Source organism: Bdellovibrionales bacterium (genome assembly GCA_016714165.1).
Taxonomy (GTDB): Bacteria; Bdellovibrionota; Bdellovibrionia; order Bdellovibrionales; family UBA1609; genus JADJVA01.
This window is the reverse complement of record JADJNU010000002.1, coordinates 808,948-832,202: the sequence shown is the minus strand read 5'-3', so window position 1 is coordinate 832,202 and position 23,255 is coordinate 808,948. Positions and strand designations below refer to the sequence as shown.

Annotated in this window: 21 protein-coding genes and 1 pseudogene; 9 read left to right on the top strand and 13 right to left on the bottom strand. The window is 43.6% G+C overall.

Annotated elements, in window-relative coordinates; genetic code table 11:
- Positions 1-930: a hydroxymethylglutaryl-CoA lyase gene (locus tag IPJ71_15230; GenBank protein ID MBK7845013.1), complete on the top strand. Its 930-nt coding sequence runs from the start codon at positions 1-3 to the stop codon at positions 928-930.
- 48 nt (positions 931-978) lie between these two features.
- Here the strand turns inward: IPJ71_15230 and IPJ71_15225 are convergent, their stop codons facing one another.
- The 9 genes and pseudogenes from IPJ71_15225 to IPJ71_15185 all read right to left on the bottom strand — a co-directional run bounded on the left by IPJ71_15225 (position 979) and on the right by IPJ71_15185 (position 8,757).
- Positions 979-1,854: a hypothetical protein gene (locus tag IPJ71_15225; GenBank protein MBK7845012.1), complete on the bottom strand. Its 876-nt coding sequence runs from the start codon at positions 1,852-1,854 to the stop codon at positions 979-981.
- Positions 1,855-2,043: 189 nt separating this feature from the next.
- Positions 2,044-2,406, bottom strand: a complete 363-nt coding sequence (locus IPJ71_15220) for an aspartate 1-decarboxylase (GenBank protein MBK7845011.1) — start codon at positions 2,404-2,406, stop codon at positions 2,044-2,046.
- 55 nt (positions 2,407-2,461) lie between these two features.
- A complete protein-coding gene (locus tag IPJ71_15215) occupies positions 2,462-3,232 on the bottom strand; it encodes a type III pantothenate kinase (protein ID MBK7845010.1) in 771 nt (256 codons plus the stop codon).
- A complete protein-coding gene (gene coaBC, locus IPJ71_15210) occupies positions 3,229-4,488 on the bottom strand; it encodes a bifunctional phosphopantothenoylcysteine decarboxylase/phosphopantothenate--cysteine ligase CoaBC (protein MBK7845009.1) in 1,260 nt (419 codons plus the stop codon). The genes IPJ71_15215 and coaBC overlap by 4 nt, the downstream gene beginning before the upstream one ends.
- Complete coding sequence (gene panC / locus IPJ71_15205; protein MBK7845008.1) at positions 4,472-5,236, bottom strand: pantoate--beta-alanine ligase; 765 nt, start codon at positions 5,234-5,236, stop codon at positions 4,472-4,474. The genes coaBC and panC overlap by 17 nt, the downstream gene beginning before the upstream one ends.
- Positions 5,236-6,022, bottom strand: a pseudogene (gene panB / locus IPJ71_15200) (3-methyl-2-oxobutanoate hydroxymethyltransferase). Before panB ends, panC begins: the two are co-directional and overlap by 1 nt.
- A complete protein-coding gene (locus IPJ71_15195; protein MBK7845007.1) occupies positions 6,001-6,795 on the bottom strand; it encodes a DUF2520 domain-containing protein in 795 nt (264 codons plus the stop codon). Before IPJ71_15195 ends, panB begins: the two are co-directional and overlap by 22 nt.
- 199 nt (positions 6,796-6,994) lie before the next feature.
- Positions 6,995-8,383, bottom strand: a complete 1,389-nt coding sequence (locus IPJ71_15190) for an HAD-IG family 5'-nucleotidase (protein ID MBK7845006.1) — start codon at positions 8,381-8,383, stop codon at positions 6,995-6,997.
- A 2-nt stretch (positions 8,384-8,385) separates the two neighbouring features.
- A complete protein-coding gene (locus tag IPJ71_15185; protein ID MBK7845005.1) occupies positions 8,386-8,757 on the bottom strand; it encodes a rhodanese-like domain-containing protein in 372 nt (123 codons plus the stop codon).
- Positions 8,758-8,927: 170 nt separating this feature from the next.
- Between IPJ71_15185 and ribD the strand changes: the two genes are divergently transcribed.
- From ribD to IPJ71_15155, 6 genes are all read left to right on the top strand, one after another.
- On the top strand, positions 8,928-10,055 hold the full coding sequence (gene ribD / locus IPJ71_15180) for a bifunctional diaminohydroxyphosphoribosylaminopyrimidine deaminase/5-amino-6-(5-phosphoribosylamino)uracil reductase RibD (protein ID MBK7845004.1): 1,128 nt from the start codon (positions 8,928-8,930) through the stop codon (positions 10,053-10,055).
- Between the two features lie 150 nt (positions 10,056-10,205).
- Complete coding sequence (locus tag IPJ71_15175) at positions 10,206-11,105, top strand: hypothetical protein (GenBank protein MBK7845003.1); 900 nt, start codon at positions 10,206-10,208, stop codon at positions 11,103-11,105.
- A 23-nt stretch (positions 11,106-11,128) separates the two neighbouring features.
- Positions 11,129-11,611 (top strand): hypothetical protein, encoded by a 483-nt coding sequence (locus IPJ71_15170; GenBank protein MBK7845002.1) that lies wholly within the window; start codon positions 11,129-11,131, stop codon positions 11,609-11,611.
- The gene (locus IPJ71_15165) at positions 11,611-13,578 is read left to right on the top strand and encodes an Hpt domain-containing protein (GenBank protein MBK7845001.1); all 1,968 of its coding nucleotides are present in this window, start codon (positions 11,611-11,613) and stop codon (positions 13,576-13,578) included. Before IPJ71_15170 ends, IPJ71_15165 begins: the two co-directional genes overlap by 1 nt.
- Before the next feature lie 30 nt (positions 13,579-13,608).
- On the top strand, positions 13,609-14,016 hold the full coding sequence (locus tag IPJ71_15160) for a response regulator (protein MBK7845000.1): 408 nt from the start codon (positions 13,609-13,611) through the stop codon (positions 14,014-14,016).
- A 91-nt stretch (positions 14,017-14,107) separates the two neighbouring features.
- Positions 14,108-16,045 carry a response regulator gene (locus tag IPJ71_15155; GenBank protein MBK7844999.1) on the top strand — a complete coding sequence of 646 codons (1,938 nt, stop codon included), beginning with the start codon at positions 14,108-14,110 and terminating at the stop codon, positions 16,043-16,045.
- Positions 16,046-16,055: 10 nt separating this feature from the next.
- Here IPJ71_15155 and IPJ71_15150 read toward each other — a convergent pair whose 3' ends face one another.
- The 3 genes from IPJ71_15150 to IPJ71_15140 all read right to left on the bottom strand — a co-directional run bounded on the left by IPJ71_15150 (position 16,056) and on the right by IPJ71_15140 (position 19,957).
- Positions 16,056-16,895 (bottom strand): RNA methyltransferase, encoded by an 840-nt coding sequence (locus IPJ71_15150; protein MBK7844998.1) that lies wholly within the window; start codon positions 16,893-16,895, stop codon positions 16,056-16,058.
- 86 nt (positions 16,896-16,981) lie between these two features.
- Positions 16,982-17,953 carry an ADP-glyceromanno-heptose 6-epimerase gene (gene rfaD, locus IPJ71_15145; GenBank protein MBK7844997.1) on the bottom strand — a complete coding sequence of 324 codons (972 nt, stop codon included), beginning with the start codon at positions 17,951-17,953 and terminating at the stop codon, positions 16,982-16,984.
- Positions 17,954-18,055: 102 nt separating this feature from the next.
- Positions 18,056-19,957: a hypothetical protein gene (locus IPJ71_15140; protein ID MBK7844996.1), complete on the bottom strand. Its 1,902-nt coding sequence runs from the start codon at positions 19,955-19,957 to the stop codon at positions 18,056-18,058.
- Positions 19,958-20,337: 380 nt separating this feature from the next.
- On the opposite strand from IPJ71_15140, the gene IPJ71_15135 reads away from it, so the two are divergent.
- Entirely contained in the window at positions 20,338-21,213 is an 876-nt protein-coding gene (locus IPJ71_15135; GenBank protein MBK7844995.1) for a hypothetical protein, read from the top strand.
- A gap of 164 nt (positions 21,214-21,377) precedes the next feature.
- A complete protein-coding gene (locus IPJ71_15130; GenBank protein MBK7844994.1) occupies positions 21,378-21,962 on the top strand; it encodes a hypothetical protein in 585 nt (194 codons plus the stop codon).
- A 63-nt stretch (positions 21,963-22,025) separates the two neighbouring features.
- Here the strand turns inward: IPJ71_15130 and IPJ71_15125 are convergent, their stop codons facing one another.
- Positions 22,026-23,246 carry a hypothetical protein gene (locus tag IPJ71_15125; protein ID MBK7844993.1) on the bottom strand — a complete coding sequence of 407 codons (1,221 nt, stop codon included), beginning with the start codon at positions 23,244-23,246 and terminating at the stop codon, positions 22,026-22,028.
- Positions 23,247-23,255 lie beyond the last annotated feature (9 nt).

Below are 23,255 nucleotides of genomic sequence, written 5' to 3'. Positions count from 1 at the left end.
ATGGCAAATTCAATTCGTATCATTGAGGTGGGTCCTCGTGATGGACTTCAGAATGAGGCTCATCGCTTGAGCTTAAAGGTTCGCAAGGAACTTGTCTTGAGATTAGGTCAGGCCGGCCTTAATCTAATTGAGGTTGGGGCATTCGTTTCTTCTAAGTGGGTGCCTCAGATGCAAGAAAGTGGGGAACTGATCGCAGAACTTTTCGAGTCACAGAGAAGTGGTGAATTAGGAAAGAAGGTTCGCATTTCGGCCCTCGTTCCGAATTTTCGCGGGATGGAGGATGCGGTGAAGACGGAGTTGCGTGACATCGCAATATTTGGGGCCTGCAGTGAGGGCTTTTCAAAAAAAAACATCAACTGCAGCATAGCAGAGAGCTTTGATCGTTTTCGACAGGTCATAAAAGAAGCCAAAACTCGAAAAATAAAAGTCAGAGGGTACCTCAGCACAGCTTTTGGTTGCCCTTACGATGGGTATGTCGATCCTGGATACGTTGTCAAACTGGCCACTGCCCTCTTAGAGCTTGGCGTTTATGAGGTTTCAATTGGAGATACGATTGGAGTGGCATCCCCCCGACAGGTGGAAATTCTATTAAAGAAAATTTTAAAGAAAATCCCGGCTCGTCGGCTGGCCATGCATTTTCACGATACACGAGGTACGGCGCTTGCCAATGTAGCGAAGAGCTATGAATTGGGGATCCGATCTTTTGATTCGAGCGTGGGAGGCTTGGGAGGTTGTCCATATGCCAAAGGAGCCTCTGGAAATTTGGCGACCGAAGATCTGGTCTATATGATGCATGCAATGGGAGTTAGAACAAACGTAGATCTAGAAAGTCTCATTGAAACAAAAAGGTGGATTGAACCAATAATTGGAAGAAGACTTCTTTCTCATGTTGGTCAAGCCGGTCTTCCCCTTGCAGGGACGATCAGGTGATTGTGTCTTTTTCAGTCGGAGAATGAGACTCTAGCTTCTTTAGTCCTTTCAATTAAGTGGGACTCTATTGCCCTTACGATCTGCCCAAAATGCCTTTGTCAGACTCTGCAGAGAATATCGACCCGCCTTATGCTCGCGACTTAAATATTCCTCAAATGGCAATTGAGCACCATTCAGGCTCCTCTGAAGATGATCGCGGTCTCGAAAAATTGGAGCACCTACTGAATCCAGTTTCGCCTGCCAATAGGTGAGATCACTTCTGGGTAATAAGTGAAAAAACATCCACTCCAGGTACATGGCTCCGAGCTCTTGCTGATATCGCAAAAAAATCTTCCTCATAAAGAGAAAAATCCCCTGGCTATACAACCACTGAGTAGAGTCCAATGAGTTAAACATCAAAAATTGGATTTGATGTTCAATTTCGTGGATTAAAGTATGTAACACAAAGGCGCTGTCCCGTAACGCTCCATGGGTGTTCACTGTCAATTTGCCTTTGCTGGCATGACCGTTGCCTCCCCAAACAGCAAATGGAAATTCATAAGTTATCGATGATGAATGCAAGGTTGCTAAGAACGGCGATTGGATTCCAGCCGGAAGAAGAGTCAGCCGAAATCGAACTAAATGATTAAAGATTTCGCGCGCCCGCATCTCCGGAGTAACGCTCATATCGAACTGGTACTGCGCTTCTGATTTATACTTCTCGAGCAGATTCGAGGTGAGCCACTTGTTCATTTTCTGCAAATTCCTGAAGGCCATTGGGTATCCGGACATGGGATCTCGTAGGGATAGGACATCTGAGCAGCTTTGTTTAACATTTTCAATGACAACGACACTCGCCATTGAAAAGGTTGAAATCAGAAAAAACGAAATCATCAAAGAGAGACGTTGCATGGTCCCGCCGCGGGCAATTTTACAGAGTCGCATAGAGTGAGCGTCTTACATTCTTCACCTAGAATAGCTCGCTTTCCTTGTTGGATAAATGACTCATCTGCAAACTCCAAATCACTACATGGTCACGGCCTGACCCCTTCAAGGATGAAGATTTTTTACGTAGTGAATCGAATGATTTAAAAAATCCGTAACCTAGTTATTTGTCGAGGTCAAGTATACTTACTAGATCTCCGGTGCGAGTTTTTCTACAGGACAATTTTTTTTGTCGACAAACACAAGATTGGGTTTGTGAGATGGGGCTTCAGGAGGACTCAGATTGAGATAACAGGCGATAATAACGAGATCGCCCTTATGAACGTGTCTCGCGGCAGCGCCATTGAGGCAAATTTCACCTGGCCCTCCGTAAATGACGTAGGTTGAAAAGCGAGCGCCATTGTTGCAGTTATAAATATCCACCTTTTCAAACTGGTGGAGACGCGCCAGTTTGCACAGTCGAGAGTCAATCGAGATTGAACCCTCATACGAAAGGTTTGCATCCGTCACGGTAGCCCGATGAATCTTAGATTTAAGCATGGTCAATGTCATATTGAGATCCTCACTCTCCCATTTTTTTGAAACATCATTTTTATTAAAATCGTGATCATGTGTTCATATCTATTGCAAACCGAAGTCCCACGAGCACAAGATCGGGAACAGTTAAATCGAAAACATCTTCATCTTCAAAGAGACTGGAGAGCCCACCAGTTCCGATGACTTGGGCCTTGCTTCCAGAAAAGGCTTCTCTTTGAAGCCCATCAACTATTTCTCGGACTGCGCCTAAGGTTCCGAAATAAAGACCCGACTGAATGCTCTCCACCGTTGAACGTCCGAGAACCTCACCGGGACGAAGGATCTCAACGGACGGCAATTTCGAGGTTCGACTCTCCATTGCCTCCATGGAAATTCTCAGACCAGCAAGGATGACTCCCCCGAAGTACTGGCGGCTTGAGGAAACAGCACAAAAAGTCGTGGCTGTTCCGAAGTCAATAATGATGAGATCTTGATTTGGATACAGATGATAAGCTGCGATGGCATTTGCAATACGATCGGCGCCGACCTCGCTCGGGTTTCGATAATTGATTTTGAGACCAGTCTTAACTCCAGCCTGAAGGACGAATGGAGAACGATTAAAATATTTCAAACAGCAATTCTTTAAGGAATGAAGAACTTCTGGAACAACTGTGCATATCGCGATCCTCTCAATGGAATTCGGATCAATACCGTTTTCTCGCAAAACACTCCTCAGGAAGAGGCCATATTCATCCGAAGAAGCACCACCTCTCGAATTTCGACGAAATTGGAAAAGCAATTTTTGGTCCTTAAAGACACCGCCAAACATTTGGCTATTGCCAACGTCTAAACACATGATCATATGCCATATACCTCAGTTTGTGATAGGAGCTGTGAAATAGCCAGTTCCAGCTCTGCCTTTGAGTTTCCTCTCTTGCAGATTTTTTCGCCTTCATAAATCGAAAATATGTGTGATTGCTCAGAGATATCTGAAAGGTCGTTCAACACAACAAAATCGGGAGAGGCTTCTTGCTGAAGCTTCTTTAGGGAATTTAACCGATCTTCGATGTTAGGAGTAGAAGTGAGTTTAAAGCCAATTATCAATATATTTTTGTTGGCTGACCAATGTCGAATCTCTCGAATAAGCTTTGGATTCTGCTTGAGATTAATGGAGATATTAACATCTGAGGAAATTTTTTCGTTTTGATGGCAAGAACGACCTGTCTGATCCACAATCGTGTCGACAGCAAAGTCACTGACGGCAGCCGAGTGAATAATGGCATCGAAGGAATCGTGACTTAAATAATCAATGAGGAGTCTTCTGAGATCCGCACAGCTCTCAAAATCATGTGAAAGGAGATCGCCATTTGACTTTGCACTTGCTCCCGTCCTGGATCTCAAAAGAACAATCCTGTGTCCCGCATTCGCAAGAGACTCTGCAATCTGGCAACCAGTCTGTCCTGTACTGCGATTGCCAATGAATCTAACGCTGTCAATGGGTTCAGAGGTACCCCCAGCAGTAACAAGAATCTTCAATTTTCTGGATCCCAAATTGGAGATGTTGTTGACTGTGATACGAGAAATTTCCTCAACTATCAATTCCGGGTTCATTAGCTTTCCAGACCCAAATTCTCCGCAAGCAAGGATTCCTTTCTCAGTTGGAAAAATTCTCACGCCCATTGCCATTAATTTTGATATAGATTCCCTGGTGACAGGGTGTTCAAGCATACGCGAATTCATAGCCGGAAAAACGAGATAGGGCTTGCGAAAATCTTGGGCTAAAAAAATTGAACCAATTAAATCATCTCCCAATCCGTGGGCCAACCGATTGATAGAATTAGCCGTCGCAGGACAAAGCACAAAAGCATCTGCCCACCGGGCTAGACTGATATGATTCATCATTTGGCCACGATCGAAAGTATCGTGTACAACAGGTCTGCCCGTTAAGCCCTCAAGGCTTGCCGGCCCAACAAATTTGAGGGCTGAGGCTGTTGTCACAACTCGAACTTGATATTTTTTCTGAACAAGAGCGGAAATGACCGAACAAGCCTTAAAGGCCGCCACGGACCCAGTGATTTGAAACAAAATATTCTGTTGGCTCCTATTTGAGTTCAACATTGTCTATTAACCTAACTTTGCCGAGATGAACGGCACCTAATCGACGTCCCCACCTCTCTTCGACGTAATCGACACCGAATCCTACCTGTAAGAGTGCGTCCGTCGCCTGCTCCGGATTGGCTGCTGATCTTAAAATCTGACTGAATTGGGAAGCAATTTTGAGTTGAGTTGCACTTAATCGCTGGTTTCTGGAGCTCATAGCCAATCCGCTCTCTTCTCTGAGAGTGGGACATCCGATCACCTCTACGTTCATAAAAAATGCCTTGACCATGTCCTTTATCAATTGAAGTTGTTGATAGTCCTTTTCTCCAAAATAGGCCCGATCGGCATCAGCGAGATGAAGGAGTTTCATGACGACGGTCAACACGCCATTGAAATGACCAGGACGATGAGCTCCGCAGAGCAGCTGACTTTCCTCATTTTCTATAACTTGGTAGCGAAAATTGTCTGGGTATAGCTCCCCATAGTCGGGGAGTATCAAGTAATGAACTCCCGCGTTTCTTAGAGTTTCAATATCTGATTCCAATTGTATTGGATATTTTGCGAAATCGTCAGGATTATCAAATTGAGTTGGATTGACAAAAATACTGACAAGTGTTCGATCATTTTTCTTCAATGATCTCTCGATGAGAGAAATATGCCCTCGATGAAGCGCTCCCATTGTTGGAACCATACCCAATGAGAGTCCCTCAATGCGATCGCCATTTCTTTGATCGCGCCAGTGTTGAACCTTAAAGTAAATATCCATTATTCGTAGCTTTCGCTGAGATCTGGAAAACTTCGTTCTTTAACCATTTGGTCGTATTGGTTGACCGCAGAAATAATGAGATCACTTCCGTTGAGAAATTGACGAAGAAATTTTGGCTTAAAACCTTGGTTGAGGCCTAGCATGTCCTGTAGGACAAGAACCTGTCCGTCGGTATTTGGTCCCGCCCCAATTCCGATTGTGGGGATAAGAAGATTTTTTGTGATAGTTTCGCTCAATGTGCTCGGAACACATTCCAAAACCAAGGAAAAGCAGCCGTGTTCCTGTAATTCTGTAGCTTGTCGTTCGAGGAGACGGGCAGAGTCAATATCTTTGCCTTGAACTCTAAATCCCCCCAGTTGATGGATTGACTGGGGGTCAGTCCGAGGTGCCCCATTACGGGAACTCCCGATTCAACCAGATGCTTAATGAGTTTCAGATTTCCGCTTGCACCCTCGAGTTTCACGGCTTGAACGCCGGACTTCATCAAGCACTCAACAGCTTTCATATTGCTGGTAAGAGATTTTCTGAACGAGAGAAAGGCAAATCACCTACAATAAATTTATCAGGAGCTCCCTTGGAAACGGCAGCGCAATGCAAGGCCATCATTTCAAGAGAAGCTGGAAGAGTCGTATTGTGTCCATGCATGACCATGGCGGCGCTATCTCCAACCAAAATGCAATCGACATTTGACTGGTTCAAAAGCTTTGCTGACCAAAAATCATAGCAAGTGATCATAGAAATTTTTCTTCCTGATCGCTTCATTTTCATAAAATTGGGTAGGGACATTTCGTTCTCCTTTTTTGATAAATCTTCCAGAAAAGAGAATAGATATCTCCTAAGTCATGCCCGTTGAGGGCTTGTATATTTTTCTCAACAGTCAAGGTGTCAGAGCGAGCGAGTGGACCAGTGAGAGCCTCGTCGGGAGAATGAGAGAGATTTAAAAAAATTTGATTTAAATAGGGTTGAAGATGGGACCAAGATATTCCCAATCTGGAAAAATCCTCTTTAGCCATTTGCCAAAGCAGAGTGCTGAAGTTCCCGCTGGCTACGCAGAGAGCGTGATAGAGAGGCTTTTGATCCTGCTTTAAGCGAATCTGTGGATTGGTCAATCCTGGCCAGATTTCAGTGAGGTTTGGTGTTTTTGAATCTAAAACAACAGGGATTTTCAAGTATGTTGTATGTGGATACAAATTCCATCCAAAGGACATCAGCGGATGCGCTCCATGTACTCCATTTAAATTGAGACTTCCTGAACAGTGAAAAAGAATTCCGCGCGAATCCGCACAAAGCTCACTCATTTCAGAAATAGACCCATCTTTGGTAAGAATCCAAATGTGTGAAGCCGCCTTCGCAAGCTTACGGAGGCGTTGCTGTGGTGTTCCGTCGCTGGGTTCTAAGGTATTAAAATCTGGATCATTGTTACGTGACCAGAAACTCAAAGGAATATCGAGGTGTTTAAAGAAATAGGCCAAATGGCGCGCGAGTCGACCGGAGCCAATCAATAAAAAATTTGCGTCAGATGAAAAAAAATCTTTTCGGTCCTGAGGTACTCGTCCCATGGATCAAGTCCCGTCCCCTTCTGATCAAGCTAAAATTAACATAAGCCAATCTGCTAACGCACTGTCTCTCAGTCGACCCTTCATTTACCTGAAGTGGTCGCTTCGCGAACTTGGCCACGATAGCAGAAAAGCGCCGAATCACCAACGAGAAAATTCCAGGCATTGGCAAACAGAATAAAATATGGGGCGAGCGACTTTTTTAAGTCGCAACCTCATGGGGCATCAAGCGTTTGGAAGATCTAAAATATGTTCTGGGGCATACATCCAAGAGATCCTGAATCTTCGCCATGTAAATACAGGCATATCTTTCCATCTGATAGGCGAAAAAACTCTCCTCAATGCCAACCCTCATGACGTCTCCCCACCAAGGATTATACACTTCCTGCTGGCGTTTGATGAGAGGTGAAATCCTTTTATCGAGCTCTGAGATCTCCATGAGTAGCTGAGAGATTTTTGCTTCGTGAATATTTTTGCCCGTTTCAATTTTTTCAGAGATGAGCTGGTCGACTTCAGTTTCCAATGGAATCTTTATATTCATCAAGCTATTGATTTGTTCGACAAACTGGTCGGCCTTTCGCAAACACTCAATTTCTTCATCCAGTTCTTCGACAACCAAAGCTGTTCTCCATGCGCAGTCCTTTTTTAACCGTACGATATCTCCATAAATGTGATCTCCAATGTAGAGTATTTCGTCTGCAGTCAAATTTAAATCATTTGTAAAAATGGAGGCGCAACCACCCTGATAAATACCTGACGAGACTTTTTCTTGAAGGTTAGTCATCGTTCCATCTTTGGGATTAATTTTTAAAAACTTAAGATTGTCATAAAAAAATCGCGGTTTGTCAGCAGAAGTTATCACGAGTTCGAAAAAATTTTCCCAAGTATTATTTGTGAGAAAGGGATTGATAGCATAATCGAGCAAAAGTTTCGTATAGTGAAAATCACTATTAGTAACAATAAAAATTTTCTTTCCATGACGAATGAATCTCTCTAAACCGTGGACAACTCGTGCATCCTTGTAAATATAGTCATCGAGATTAGAGGCAACGACACCTTTTAGACTTCCATCACGGTGAGCCTTATCGAGGCAAGAGGTGAGATCGGCTGCGATTGTGGAATAGTCCGGCAGTGTTTTTGTCTCTGAGCTGTCTTTCAAATCCACGAGTTGGGCGAACAACCCACAGATAGCAATCGAAAAGGTAGTATTAACAATGTCAAAACCCGGTTCGCCCAGGTCAATATAGGAACTCTTATAGACTTTGCGCTGCTGGGAGTAGCTAATTGGAGTCAATCCATGATAGCTCACGCGAATCGAAGCATGGCGACTCAGTTTGAGGATGTTTCCTCGATGAATATCGATGACGAGGCCCCGTCTGGAACGATCAAAGTCGAATTTGAGGGACTGAATGACATTTGGGTATCCGTGGTCCTTGATGAGCTTTTCGATCATCATATTATGGGCTAATTCCTCAAACTTTCGGCTGTTGTAGCGGATGAGAGTGTGATCCATGTCAAAGCCAATATAGGTAATTTTTTTCAAGCTCAGCGTGCGGTTAACGAATACCTTGCTTACACTTTTTTGATTCAAGGTTATTTTCCTCCTTCCGTTTCAAATCCGAGTTGATTCCATAAAAGCATTCCGCCCTTCATGTTGTAAACAGAAGAAAAACCATTTTCTAGCGCGAAGGCAGTTGCTTGTGCGCTACGGCCCCCGCTACGACAAATAAATACAACAGTGGCATCTCGCGGCACTTCCCCGATCTTTTCTGGAAGGAGATTAAGAGTGATTAATTTGGCTCCATGAATGTGACCGAGTTCACCGGTAAATTCGCTAAGTTCTCTGACATCAATAAGCTTGACATGAGATCTCTTTTCAAAAAGTTCTTCCGGAGAGATGTCAACGACTCCGCGACAGTTTGGATTTGGCATTTTTGAGCTAAAATCAACGTGTGCATTTGTCATACTAAAATCCTCGTCAATCTGCCTTAGGGTTGGGTTTCGCGGGAAAAAGGAGGCAGAACCTTTACTATCTATAGCTTTCATGATCTTTTAGATCAATTGAAGATCCAAGTCATAGTGAAAATTTTCGCAACGAGAGGAATTTTGATGGTCTTAGCATGGGGATTTTCTGAGTGATGGGAGAGGTTCCTTTATCCGAAGAAGCAGCGATGAATATGGCTATTCTTGAAGCAAGAAAGGGAATAGGATTTGTTGCTCCCAACCCCCCCGTTGGCTGTGTCATTTTGGATAAAAATGGATTTTTGATAGGAAAGGGTTTTCACACCAAATACGGAGCGCCTCACGCCGAAGTAGAGGCCATCAGATCAGTTAGGGATTCTGAGCGACTGAAAGATGCTTCCGTTTTCGTTACTTTAGAGCCCTGTGGGCATTTTGGCAAAACTCCTCCGTGCGCTGATCAGTTGGCAGAGCTACCTCTAAGAAAAGTTGTATTTGGAATGAAAGACCCAAACCCAATGGTGGCGGGACGGGGCATAGCAAAAATTCGTCAGTTTGGTATTCATGTAGAAGAATGGACAGGGCCTCATAGTCTTGAGCTAGCGGAGCTTTTGGAAGTTTTTTTGGTGAATATTCTTGAAAGAAGAGCCTTTGTCGGGATGAAGGCGGCTATTACATTGGACGGATTTGTTGCGGATCATAGCGGAAAGGTCAAGTGGATTACCAATGTGAAGTCCAGAGAGGCCGTTCACTATTTGAGAGGATGTTATCAGGCCGTATTGGTTGGAAATGGGACTATTAAGTCAGACAATCCGCAGTTAAATGTACGAAGTGAGTGGTTTGGGGAGAAACCCAATAAGGTGGTTGTACTTGATCCAGACATGCGACTTGGTAGCAATTTGGGAATTTACAGATTTTCTCATTCACATTCTCCTAGCGACATTATTCAGGTGGTATCGAAATCTAGTTCCTCGCCACCAAGTGATGGACACACTGAAATGCTTGTCAATTTGGAAGACTCTAAGATTGATTTGAATGATCTTTCTCGGCGTCTTTTTGAAAAGGGCATTTGCTCGATTTTTGTCGAAGGTGGAGCGAGCACATTTTCAAACTATCTGGTTCAGCATGCTGTTGACCGACTGTATTTATTTTTGGCTCCAAAAATCTTGGGTTATCCGTCGGGCTTATCTTGGACCTGCGGATTGGCTGGTCAAGAGCTGGATCAATGTCCCGAGTTGGAATCGCCTCGAACTACCGCATACGATGGGGACCTCATGATTTCGGGTCGTCTCAAATTTCGTTAGCCGATTTGAACGAACGCACCATATTGAGATCCGACACCTCATATGTTCCGTTTCCTTAAATGTTGCCGAAATTTACCGATAAGTACCAGTGAGGAAAGCTCAAATGGAATGTGATTCTATGAATCAATTTCAGCGGTTGAGTGGGTACACGTGTCGGAGAATACTGTGGACGTTGCCAAAAAAAATGAAAATTCTGTGGTGGATATTATTCCCATAGACCTTCGCCATAGAATCCAGGTTGTAGATTTGCCGCAAGGCTCTCCTTCTCAGAGATTGGGGGGTGGAAATTTTATTGGTGTTTGCTCTAATGAAAGTCCGGAAAGGGTGATTGATTTTGCCATAACTCAGAAAGCAAATCATATTTGCCAGGCAAGTGGGACCTATTTTCCTACAGAGATTTTAGCTGCCTCCTATTTGACGGCGTATCCGCAGAGAGCAATGCAGTATCCATTGTCAGCAATGCTGCGTCCCGGTGTTTTTAGTGATCAAGTGGAGTCCTCTTTGAGGGGGTTTTCTGCACGATTTTCAGGATCTGATGATAAAAAATCAGTTTTGGATGCCTTTAGAATATGGGCGGAAAAGGAATTAAAAAACCAGACTTTAGTCACGGAATCTTTGAGTGCGGCGGATGAGATGGTTATGAACGCGATATATAATGCTCCCTTTGTTAATTCGTTAGGAAAACTTGAGGCGCCTGCTTTGGACTCTGAAAAAGTAAGAAGAGGAGCGGGCAAGTTGGGGCTTCTATTTGCGGGTGTGCACGAGAAACAGTTGGTCATTGGCTGTATTGACGAATATGGCAGCTTGCACATTGATAGCTTATTGAAGAGGATACAGACCTGCTTTACAGGTGGTATTGCTGAAAATGTGAATTGGTCAGGCGTAGGCGGAGCAGGCATTGGTTCATTTATGTTATTTAAGCTTTCAATTTCCTACCACATTGCTGTTCAAAAGGGTCGTCAGACCTTGGTGTTCTGCAAAATTCCCGTGGGTATGAGTGCGAGAAAGCGCGAGGAAGAACCGAAGAATTTGCATTTTCATGAATTTTGAATATTAAAAGGAGGAGGAAGAAAATGAGCGAGTTTAGGATCGAGAAAAAGAAAGATAAGGAAAGTCTGTTGATGGTCATTTCTGGATCTATCAATGAGGACGCCAATTTCGGAAATATTGAGATTCCGCCGGGCACTCAAGTTGTCTTGGACTTAGATAAGGTGGCATCCATTAATTCCTGTGGAATTCGCGAATGGATAAAGTGGATTAGAACTGCCCCTCAGGGTAGTAAAATCATCTATCGGCACTGTCCCAAAGTCATCGTTGATCAGATCAATATGGTGGCTGGATTTCTTCCCAAAGATGGGGCGGTTGATAGCTTTTATGTGCCCTATTATTGCGAAAGTTCAGGCACTGAAAAAATGGTCATTTTCAGAAAGGGAATGGAGTTCAAAGACGATGGCGAGATCATGCCACCACCTGGAATCAAATGTGATCAGTCAGGAGAAGCCATGGAAATGGATGTTATCGAAAATAAGTACTTTAAATTCCTGAAAAAGAGCTGATGAATTACAGTTTGTATGATCCATTGCTGGATCCCGTATTTGTCGTCGATGAAAATCGGCGAGTGACCTATGCGAACGAAGCGGCAACATCATTTTTGGAAACGTCCCTTAAGAGACTTTCCAAAGCTGCTTCACTTCATGATTTTGTCGCGTTTGACGATCTTTCATTATTTGTCATGCCCGGGGGGACTTGGGGGATGGTTGAGGAAACGGCCTACCGTGAAGTGCAATATAAATTGAGGAACGGAAAAAATGGAAAGGTACAAATCGCAATATTTCCCCTTGCTAAGCAGGCAGAGTGTTCCAATTGGTTGGTTATTTTGCGGGATGTGACACTTGAGGAAATTTTGGTCGGAAAATACAGGTCAGAAATTGGAGAAAAGGAAGAATACATTCAGCGGCTTCAGGCAGCTCAATCGAAGTTAGAGGATTACTCGAGGAATCTTGAAAAAATGGTGAGCGAGCGCACTCTTGAGTTATCTGAAGTGAGTCGTTTGTTGAGAGCCATTATGGAAAGTTTGGGGCAAGGTTTTTTGGTATTTGGCGCAGATAGAAAAGTCTCGGAGATCTTTACAAAGGCCTGTTTGGAAATTCTAGAATCGGCACCAGGAGGAAAAGTTATAGATGATGTTCTGAGACTTGAGGGAGCGGATCGAGTGCAATTTGACATGTGGTGCGAGGCGGTCTTTGCTCAGTCTTTGCCATTCGAAAGTCTTGTCGATTTGGCCCCGAATCGCTATCGGCATACAAAGGGAAACGAGATTTGTCTTGATTATTACCCGATTGGAGAAGAGGGGAGAGCTCCCTCACAGCTTGTTTTGGTTGCCACAGATAAAACCCTGGAGAGGGAAGCTCAAAGGGAATTAGAAAAGGAAAAGAAGCACGCACAATTGATTTTGAAAATCTTCAGAAATCGTAATCAGTTTCTAAGATTTTTAAAAGCTACCCAAGTAGGGATTGATTTTCTGAGAGAACAAGTTTCTGAAGGAGCTGCTCGTGATTTCGATTCAGACGAGGCTTTTAGGCGATTGCACACAATTGAAGGAGAGTCGAGCGTATTTTCAGCCGCCGAGATTCGAGACGCCTGCAGGGAATGTCAAGATTGTCTTGAGCCGCTAAGAATACTTGAAGCGGGCGAGGATCCTTCTCATCTGCTAAAGCCCTACCGCCTTTCACTGAAGAGATTTGAACAGAGATATAAGGCGTTTATTGTTGAATTTACGGACATATTGAAGCTCTTACCGCCCGATTCTGACTCTAGGGTGGAGTTGGAGGCATCTGAATTTCTTGCGATTCTCAGACGTCTTCAGGAGCTTGGAATGCCCCAACCAGAGCTATCTCAAATCCAGGACAAATACTTGAATCAATCGATGAGGTCGCTTTTGAGCTACTATAATGATGTCATTCAGGTGATCGCAGCAAAGCAGGGAAAAACTGTGGCAGCTATTGAATTTATTGGAGAAGACGTTCGCATTTCTCTCGATCGTTATGGTTGTCTTTTAGAGTCACTCGTTCATGTTTTTAGAAATGCGGTAGATCATGGTTTGGAGGATTCTGTTTCGCGGCTGAAAAAGGGCAAAACGGAGGCAGGAAAAATCACCGTTTCGACGAGAAAAATCATCTTAGAGAGTAGGGAGTCGATTGAATTGATAATTTCCGATGATGGGGCTGGAATTTCTCCGGAAGTCGTTCGAGGAATTGTAAGAGATAGGCTCACTGGTGTGGATCAGAGATTGATCGATGATGATCGTGAGGTTATCCAATTTATATTTCATCCCGGACTCTCAACTCGATCTATCCCTGGCGAATTTTCGGGAAGGGGAGTAGGGATGGATGCGGTCAAAAGTGAAGTTCAGCGCTTGGGAGGAAAAGTGAGGGTGGAGTCGGAAGTTGATTTGGGTACAAAGGTTATAATTGTAGTTCCAAATAACAAGGCATTTGAATTTAGGCCGGCCAAATCCGCCTAAAGTTGAGTCTATTTTTTGATTGGTGAGGATATGTTTACAAAGGACACACACATTTTGGTGGTCGATGACTCTGTCAACATTCGTCGAGTAATCGTCGATGGATTAGCTAGTCTAGGTTTCAGGAAAATTGTTGCGGCGTCAGATGTGAATGAGGGCCTCGGGAAACTCAATTTTTACGTGAATAGTCCAACGCCCATTCAACTCGTGCTGTCTGATTTGAACATGCCTGGTCTCAGCGGGCTTGATTTTCTTCGCACGGTTCGAAGTGACGAGAAATTCAAATCCTTGCCATTTCTACTTGTGACGACAGAAAATGAAAAAGGCTCGGTTATTACTGCCGCGATTGGCGGTGTCAGTGGCTATGTGATTAAACCGTTTAATTTGGAGACACTGGCCAGGCGTCTTGAAGACGCATGGAGAAAGCATGGCGGAGAATAACAGAGCTCCGAGAAATTGGATAGCATCTAAAAAGTTCCAATAAATCGATGGGCTATCATTTTTTTCTTATTTATTTCCGACAAGTTAGTGCATGAATAAGAATGAAATCAACATTTTGATTGTCGACGATGACGAAAGCTCAAGGCAAGCGTTGAGCGAAGTTGTGGCAAGGGCTGGATTTAAAACAACCGTTGTAGCTAAGGCCGAAAATGCATTGAATTCGGTAAGGATCAAGCCTGTGCACGGTGCAATCATTGATTGTATGTTGCCGAGAATGAATGGCGTGCAATTGGCTCAAGAGTTACGTAAAAGTCGATTCGGCGATGGCCCAATTATCTTTGTGAGCGGAGTTTTCAAAGATAGGGCCTTTGCTCAAGATGCAATAGGTAAAACTCATGCTAAGGAGTATTTTACCAAACCAATTTCGAATGCTGCTCTGGTAGATGTTCTTGAAAAGGAGCTGGAGCGGCTGATTGACATTCCAAAGGTGCCGCTCCACGCGTTATTATCGAAGCCCTACGCTTCGGATAGAGAACGCGTGAAAGCCTTGGAGAGTATCGATGAAATCAGTGGCCTGGATCTGCCCTTGATTATATCTATACTTCTAGATGCGGAGTCATCAGGATTTTTGAATCTTGCGACGGAAAATGGTGATATTTCGGGAATTAATTTTAACAACGGATTCATTGACAAAGTGGACACCGCCGATAGCGGATCAATGTTGGGAAAGCTATTGGTCGATGCAGGTTTTTTAACAACCATTGATTTTGATGAGCTTCCTGAAAAACAACGTCGGGGAGACGTGGTTAAAAATCTTATAGCCGAAAATCTTATCAGTCCTCATGCGTCCGGACTTATAAAGAAGGATCAAATTATTTACGACCTAGAAAAACTGGTAAAGGAATCGAAGCTTCAAATTAATTTTGTGCCCGAGAGAGTAAAATCCTTAGGCGAGGGAGTTTCCTCTTCGATGCTGGATTCCTTCTATTACAAGGTAATAAACAAGTATTATTCTTTGAAGTGGTTAGAGGATTTCTATTCTCCATGGCTTGACCACCCGATGAGATTGGGTCCTGACTTTTCGACTTCCCATGAAATTTACGACAAGATCGTGAGCGAAGTGAGTCCGGATTTCTTAGAGGAGCTTCCAAAGGAAAAGACAATCGAGGAAATTCTTGAGGTACATGATTGGGACAAGACAAAATTCTACAGGGTCATACATTTTATTGCACTTCGACGATTGATCGTCTTTGATGATGTCAAGCGGGCAAAGGGGGGAGATGATCAGCTTCAGCGATTGAAAACAATACTTCGTGATATCGAGGGAAAAGATCCGTTCGAAATTTTTAAGTATTTCGGGGCGGGTGGAAAAGTTGAAATAAAGGACGCGGAAAAAATTTACAAGGAATTTGCCAGAGCCAATCACCCGGATAAGATTTCTTCGGCGGCCCCTGCGGAGCTGAAGTTAATTGTGAACAGAGTTTATGCCCTTGTATCCGATGCCTATGATGTTGCGGGTAATGAGGCAAAGAGAGATCGTTTTATTCGATCCAAGAAACAGAAGGAAGCTGAGAAACAAATGATATCTGAGAAGCTGACGGAAGAAGGATTGGCACTATTGCGTCGTGGAAAGGTGAAAGAATCTCTTGAAAAGCTAAACGAAAGCATTAAGTCTTATCCGAGTGACAACCTGTACATGTACTGGAGCTGGGCGACAATCAAGGCTTACGGAGACAGACTGCCCGAGGATGTTCTCAAGGAAGTTCAAAAAAAAATGGATCGAATTAAGGCGGAAGATCGTAGGAATCCGATCTATCTATTTGTATCCGGACTTGTTAAAAAGGTATCAGGCGATTTAGAAGGAGCCCTCGCTCAGTTTGATAAGGCACTCGCAATTGATCCGGGGATGATTGATGTGAGGCGGGAGATTTCAAGCCTTCGAATGCCTAAGGATACTAATACCGATACGTTCACGGGAGAGCTCACTTCGATCGTCGGTCGTCTTTTCAAAAAGCAGACAAAGAAATAAAACAATTGGCTCAATTTGGAGTTGAATCACCGGCCGATCCATTTTGGGCCACTGTGGCATTGCGGAGCTTTCTGATATTTTGCTGGAGAACAGCCTCGAGCACGTGGAGTTCTGTTTCGCTGGGTTGATTTTGAAGTAAGAGGCGTCGAATGGTTGTGTAGGCACTGGCCCGACGTTTTTCTAGAGAAAATCCGATTGCTTCCAACCAAGTTCGGATTGACTGATCGGGAAAATAGAGGCCACTGTTTTTGAGCTTACCGTTTATGCTCTCTTGAGGTTTCATTTTTGGCTGGTCAATCATATCTGGGGTCATTTCGTTGATCGAAAGGTCTTGTGCCCAGTGTCTTACGAGGTAGCAAGCCAATAAAACTGCGTGCGACAGATTCATGCTTGGAAATTCACCGAAGATGGGAAGGCTTGCTGAAAAATTTAATAGGGCCAAATCATCGGCAGAGAGTCCATTGTCCTCTGGGCCAAAAATCAGATAGATTTGAAGAGGCGATGAATCAGAAAGATTCAGATTTAGTTTGGGGAGCACTTCGTTCAGTGAGATGTCAGTGCGGAGTTTTCCGGTCCTGCGTGTCAGTCCAATCCTGATGCCAGAACTTTCATTTTGGTAAAATTCATCCCAATGGGAGTAGATTGATCGTGATGCCAAGTATTTTTGAGCACCAGCGGCCCCCTCTCGAGCCTTTGAATTGATCTCACACTGTGGATCAACCAAAATGAGGCGATGGGCCCCCATGTTTCCCATAACTCTGGCCACTGAGCCGATATTGCTTGGATAAATGGTTCTGACAAGCACAAGATTAATAGCTATTTGGCCTTTATTAAAACATTCAGTTTTCATGCAGGGTCAGGTTTTCCGGGAGAATTTGAAAAATCCATTTGTCCTATTATCAGCACCACTCTTTGTCCTTGGCAGAACCATCATTGTTATAGATAAGGGTCAGGTCTTTGTAAGTACTTGGTCACATAATCAAAAATACCATCTTCGAGTGACCACTCTGGTGAGGGCAGAGAGGCCGAGAGTAACTTGTCTAACTTGGCTTCAGTAAAATATTGATACTGGGCACGGATATCTTCAGGGACAGGGATCCAATTGATTTTCATGGGCCTATCAAGTGCGTGAAATACAGAGGAAGCAAGGTCTAGCCAAGTTCGGGCCTTTCCAAAACCCATGTTATATATTCCCGACCCCACTTTACCTTTCCTGTTCATTATTTCAACCATCCACTTTGTGATGTCTTTTATGTAAATGAAATCTCGCAATTGTCCGCCATCCGGGTAGAGAGGATTGTGGGACTTGAATAAATTTAACTCGCCGTTTTCGCGAATTTGGAGAAAGGCCTTATAAGCAACACTTGCCATATTTCCCTTATGATACTCATTTGGGCCGAAGACATTAAAGAAACGTAAACCGTACCATTGAGGGGGACGTTGATCTTTCTTCAAAGCGAGCAAATCAAAATTGAGTTTTGACCAACCATAGGGGTTCAAGGGACTAAAGAGAGTGGGGGGACTCTCATCATCGAATCCGTGATCTCCATTTCCATAAACAGCACCACTGCTCGCGTAGATAAAGGGAACTTCATTTTTTGCGCAGTATTCAAAAAGGTCCTCTGTAAAGAGAGTGTTATTTTTTTTCAGATAAATCACGTCTTTTTCGGTGGTCGAGGAGCACGCCCCCATGTGGAAAATATATTCAGGAGGATTCTTAAGGGCTTTGAGATATTCGAGCAAATCATTGGCCAAGACAAATTTTTTGAAGGAAAGCTTTGAAAAAACCTGGGAACGTTCGCTTGGCGGGATGTGATCAGAGATGAGGATATCCTCGTGACCCCCTTGATTTAATTCCCAAAGTAGAGCACTACCTATAAAGCCTGTGGCCCCCGTAATCACGATCATCAAAAGCTCCTCATGGTCTAACCACATATCACTATCATCTGGAGCTGTTCAATTGTATGGACGCTAAAATAATGCTGCGCAATATTTACCGAAATAACTCGCCTAAATATCTTCTTTATGACCTTCAATAAGGGTGAAAACAGCGGACAAGAGCTTTTTTTCTCGCCTATTGAACATTGGCTTCTGGAGGTGGTTTGGTTCCGTTGGAGAGCGGATATCGTGCGGATTCAAGCTTTGACTGGAAATGAATTCGTCGATGACCTTCTGTGCTTCGGCAAAGGAGAGTCCCCTTTTTCGGGCGTCCATCAGCTCGCCGACAATATGTATCAGTGCATTTCCCGTTATTCGGTCTTTGCGATTAATAAGACTCGCTCGCTGAAAAATCTCGAGCATTACGGATTCGGAGCTTCGCTTCGAAGCCCGTATCGTAATCTCGATGATCTGGCGGTATTGTTCTTGAAACTGAGTCAACCGCCTCTTGGTGGAATGGGTCAATATTGAGTCTTTGCTGGATGCATGCTCTGAGAGCATGCATCCAAAGAGCTCATCAATAGGATATTTCGCATTCGTCAAATCCTCTGACCAGTCATTAAAAAACAGTGCGAGTTGATAGATAACAATCCTCAAATTATAGACGGCAGGTCTATTGATTCCATCGGCAACCTTCCTTGCCTCTCGCCGGGTCTTTTTTCGTTCCAGGGACGAAAAATTAAGGTAGAGCTCCTTTATTTTTGATAAATGCTTTGCCATGAGAGTCTGAGCGTCCTTCGAGGAAAAGCCTAGCTGCTTTAGAAATTCGAAATGTAATTGCCCTTCAACGAGTTGGTCAAAATCATGGAGAGACGAGCTCTGGGCATATGAAGCATACGATTGTCTGAGGCCGGTCTCCAAGTAGTCAACAATTTGAACAAATGCTTGCATCATTTTTCGGGCTTTGGGTATTTGCTGATTCAGACTAGTTGAATATCTGTCAGCATCGTCATATCGATACTGATCATGACGAATTCCGAATTGTCGTACGCTGCCATAATCGATAATTCCCGCGGATGCTAAGACGTTATCTCCGTCCCAGTCAAGCCATGCGAATATGTACTGTCGATCTAGTTGAGCGACAAATCTGGCAAAATTTGAAATGATCTTTTTTAGCATCAGTTGGTACTTACGGGGGTGATGAATGCCAAAATTCCATTCCCCATTTCGGTGTTGACGAATGATAAAATAGTCGACAGAGCGGCGGAGAGCTTCCAGGTTGCCTTGTTTCAAATAAAGAAACATATGAGCAGGTCGAATAAGATTTTTTCCGGCCCGCACGCCAATGCCGGTGCCATTCCCCAAATCAATGATGGTTAGGATTCTCTCGGTCTCGATTCCTTGATTGTGAAAAATCTCGGCCAGAATAGCCGCTCCGTAGAGTTCGTCCAGATCGGCCATTCCACACCCGTATCCAAATTGAGTGGCGCCAGATTGAAGGGGTCGGCCAGCTTCCACGGCCCCCGGGGCAAGGGCCGTGACGCCTGTGCCTCGGCTGCTTACATCCCATATGGTTCCCTGATGGGTGACGAAACCATTCCATATGCATCGCCCATCACCACTGGTTCTTCCGCACTTGTCTGGGTGCTGAAGCTGAAGATAGCGCGTCGCCATGTAGAGATGAGATTTCATATGCTTTTCTGGATACTGAATTCCCTGCTCTTGATCGTATTCGTTGATAATTCGCAAACTGAAAGTAGAGATGATTTTTTTTCTCAGTTCTGGATTGAGCTCTGGGGGGTGATCTTCCGGGAGAAGACCCATTTCCTTTGCAAGTGAGTAATTAAAATAGGCGATCTGTCCCTTCGGCAAGATTCGGACGGGATAATTGATTAATCCCTCTGGAACGAAATCGCGCCAGGGGTGATCGCCGTTGAGCTGGTCAAACGCAGAATAGGAATCTTGATTGCTAGACGTATCTGGGTTCTTCTGGGATAATTTTGCATTGTCATAAGCAAGGTGTTTTTGACTCAAATCGACACACTCCCAATATCATTGGATTCGCAATGTTCACGCTTACTTTTTCTTATCGGCGGGATCTCTTAGCTCTTCAGCGGGATTTGACTAAATTCAAGGTTCATTCCAGCAAGAAAGTTTTGCGACTCGATGTGAAGCTTGCACCAGACTAGAAAAAAAGTTTCGAATTCCCTTGCGATGAATTATCGTGAATACGGTTTATATCAAACTGAGAATATTTAGATTTCGTCAAGAAAAACCGACACGCAGAGATGTACTCTCGACATTTCTTAAATCTCATTGCGATTTCACTTATTGCGACGATGTCGGCGGCTAGAGAGCCATCTCCAATTTTGTCACCGTTTATGAATCCCAGGTCCAAAACGGTCGCTGGCTCGATGAAGGTCGAATGGAACAGAGATAAAAATGAAAAAATTCTAAGCACCGATACGAACGGGGATGGTAAGCCAGATATATTCGACTATTTTTCCGCTGATGGTTCTCTGAGGGAAAGAAGAGAGGACAGGAATCTTGATGAAAAATTTGATAAAATCACATTGTTCCCTGTTCATCCAAATGACAAATTGACAACAAAAAGCGATGATAATTTTGATGGCATATTTGAACGGATTGAAGAACGATATCAGGAAGGTGAATATATTGTCATACACATCAAAATCGACACAAAGTCTAGAGGTGTATTCGATTTTGAGACCACTGATCGAGTGAAGCAGGATAAATCGCTTGAACTAGAGGGCAAAGGTAAAGTACGGAGTACTAATAAAAAAAAAGAAAATGTCTTAGATAAGAATCATCCAATAACTTCATTCGACTCCTCTTCATTCAACCTCTCCCTATTCCGAAATAAAGCACTTAAAGCAGAAGACAATGGCAATTGCACTATACAGAGCAGCACTCGCAAACAGCTAAAAAATATCCAGGGGCTTTCAAAATTATTTAGTGATGTTGCAACAATAGGACCTTTATCCGATGGCTTCTATTTAACCGATTTTGGATATAAAATTCAAAAAGCTTGTGTTGAATTGATAGGGTCTGAAGAAATCGTCAAAATCATCTCAAATTCACTGAAGAGGGGATTGGCATGCCTGTGGCAACTCGAATCGCCCCAAAGCAGAGCCAATGTGCACAAAATAGCATCACTTTTACTAGATGAAAAAAATCCCCCAAAATTATCTGCGACGAAATTAAATATAATTGGGGCGGAAAGACTATCGCCCACGGATCTATACCTGGAGACAAGGATCACCCATTAATTTCATTCAACCCCTCTCAAATCAAAGGCGTACAAGATGAATTTTCTGCAACATTCTTTCACGAGATTTTGCATAACTGCGGTTATCTTCATTCAGTTGACATAGAATTTCCTTATAGCTGTGAGTCCTGTTGCTTCAATAAATCCAAAACAGAAGCTCATGCATTGGCATGCCAAATTTGCAAAGGTCAATACAGTGGAACGAACGATAGAAAATATGTTGAAGACGTAACCAACTTTTTTTCATTGTCTAACCGGGATGAGAAGAACATGGGGGTTTTGCTAAAATACCTCAAGTATAATCCACAGGATCGCTGGGGCAGATTTAAAATATTATCTGCTAACTCCAAATACACGGCTCCACTGGCCGTGGCTTTTGCTCAGGCACTAAAAACCAGGTACTCTCCCATGTCATCTGATGAGAAGTCTGAAATTGATAAAGTAGAGAAGATTAGAACTTCAGACTATGCAAAATTGTTTACGCCACCAGCTCGTTTGATTGCGGAATCTTTACTCAGTTTTCTTGACGGAGATTTAGAGGCTGCCGAGGCTCATCTTAGGAAAATTCAAATACCTGATCGAGTCTCCACATCTTCAGAAGGAAAATTCGAATACGACTTCATGTCGGCTAATTTGAAAGATCTCGAAAGGGAGATTGTTCTGATGATTTCTAGCCAATACGAAGCTTCTGGAAATATTGAGGCAAAAGGTAAATTGTGGGAGAATTTTTCGACGCGAAATAAGAAGTAACTCTAGGCTTCAGATGAGAGTTGGCCAGTTTCTTCGCGCTTTGCTGGTTTTTTTGCAATCATTTCACACGATACTGATCGACGTGAAACCACCGAGTGGTTGATGGAAGTTGGTGACTTGACCCTTATAAAGTCGGGCTACAATATTTTGAATTTCATCTCGATAGACATAAAAGCGGAGATCATATTTCCAAGCCTTTGACGAAATAGAAGTCCTTGCAAATCTTGGTTCAGGGGCGGGAACATATTCCTGCACCAAAAAGTTTTCATTCACTGCTCTCTCAAAAACACTGTGTGTAAGCCCGTCTCCTCGATAAACAGATTTCCCTCCGTACTGGTTTTTTGGCTTAAAAACGAGCTTCTTTCGATTGTTCCAAAGGCTTTCTCGGTTTTGAAAAGACTGAATATCGAAGCTTGGAAGAAGTGAGGATTTAAGAGCTTTCCAGGAGGCTGGTGAGATAGCATTTGAAAGTCGATCCTGAAAGGTAGGCGAGCTGAGCTCCGCCATTCGATTTTTATCTGCGAGTAACAGATACTCAAATGGGTTTGGCGTGACACAGCACCAGCCCTCTAAGTAGGCACGACGAAGATGAAGAGATTCGGGACGAGATAAATAGAAATCGCAATATCGGTTGTAGAGAAGGTCTATTTTTTCTCCAGCCGGAGTTAGCAAGGATCGAGAGGTTGGGTCTGGACGCAGGTCCTGAAATTCGACAATTTCGGGATTCCAGCCCCAGCTGGCGAAGAGATCTTTATACATCAGAAACTCGACATATCTTTTCTGCTGTTTCAGATTTTCGTCAGTAATGACGATTTTCGTGGGTGAGCAGGTGGGATTCTGAGAAAATGCTCTGAACTCTTCAAGAAATGATTCCTTCAGCATCTGAATGGGAGTGAAGCCATTCTTTGATTTAAATGGTATTCCCTGAACCTGGCTGAGTATATCTGATATCAAAAACATGGCTGCGTTGGTGTTTATTTCAATTAGAGACTCTCGCTGTAGGGGTGTATGAAAATCATAACCCATCAAGACGGATTGATTTCTGCTTGGATGCGAGAATATCTCCCTGTCGTCTTTTTGAATGTTCGCCTGATATTCAGCTGTTCGAGAAAGGGAATAGGCGGATTCAATAAAACTGCGAATTCTTTCAATGGTCCCGTTTTCAACTTCGATCACATAAGGAGAAACCATATGGAGAAGATCTAGGTCCGGGAGGGCCTCTGTGGAAGGATAATTCTCAGAAAGTTTCCTCTTAAAATCCTGGTAAAAAGAATCCTTATCCATCGAAGGAAA

What these genes read in the sequence shown, in the direction of transcription:
- panC (MBK7845008.1), bottom strand. Translation starts at nt 5,236, where the DNA reads ATGGATATTTACTTTAAGGTTCAACACTGGCGCGATCAAAGAAATGGC.
- IPJ71_15185 (MBK7845005.1), bottom strand. Translation starts at nt 8,757, where the DNA reads ATGACAAATGCACACGTTGATTTTAGCTCAAAAATGCCAAATCCAAAC.
- IPJ71_15225 (MBK7845012.1), bottom strand. Translation starts at nt 1,854, where the DNA reads ATGCGACTCTGTAAAATTGCCCGCGGCGGGACCATGCAACGTCTCTCT.
- IPJ71_15220 (MBK7845011.1), bottom strand. Translation starts at nt 2,406, where the DNA reads ATGACATTGACCATGCTTAAATCTAAGATTCATCGGGCTACCGTGACG.
- rfaD (MBK7844997.1), bottom strand. Translation starts at nt 17,953, where the DNA reads ATGATCGTGATTACGGGGGCCACAGGCTTTATAGGTAGTGCTCTACTT.
- IPJ71_15195 (MBK7845007.1), bottom strand. Translation starts at nt 6,795, where the DNA reads ATGGGACGAGTACCTCAGGACCGAAAAGATTTTTTTTCATCTGACGCA.
- IPJ71_15150 (MBK7844998.1), bottom strand. Translation starts at nt 16,895, where the DNA reads ATGAAAACTGAATGTTTTAATAAAGGCCAAATAGCTATTAATCTTGTG.
- IPJ71_15135 (MBK7844995.1), top strand. Translation starts at nt 20,338, where the DNA reads ATGAAGGTCGAATGGAACAGAGATAAAAATGAAAAAATTCTAAGCACC.
- IPJ71_15170 (MBK7845002.1), top strand. Translation starts at nt 11,129, where the DNA reads ATGAGCGAGTTTAGGATCGAGAAAAAGAAAGATAAGGAAAGTCTGTTG.
- IPJ71_15155 (MBK7844999.1), top strand. Translation starts at nt 14,108, where the DNA reads ATGAATAAGAATGAAATCAACATTTTGATTGTCGACGATGACGAAAGC.
- IPJ71_15215 (MBK7845010.1), bottom strand. Translation starts at nt 3,232, where the DNA reads ATGATCATGTGTTTAGACGTTGGCAATAGCCAAATGTTTGGCGGTGTC.
- IPJ71_15125 (MBK7844993.1), bottom strand. Translation starts at nt 23,246, where the DNA reads ATGGATAAGGATTCTTTTTACCAGGATTTTAAGAGGAAACTTTCTGAG.
- IPJ71_15165 (MBK7845001.1), top strand. Translation starts at nt 11,611, where the DNA reads ATGAATTACAGTTTGTATGATCCATTGCTGGATCCCGTATTTGTCGTC.
- IPJ71_15160 (MBK7845000.1), top strand. Translation starts at nt 13,609, where the DNA reads ATGTTTACAAAGGACACACACATTTTGGTGGTCGATGACTCTGTCAAC.
- IPJ71_15230 (MBK7845013.1), top strand. Translation starts at nt 1, where the DNA reads ATGGCAAATTCAATTCGTATCATTGAGGTGGGTCCTCGTGATGGACTT.
- coaBC (MBK7845009.1), bottom strand. Translation starts at nt 4,488, where the DNA reads ATGTTGAACTCAAATAGGAGCCAACAGAATATTTTGTTTCAAATCACT.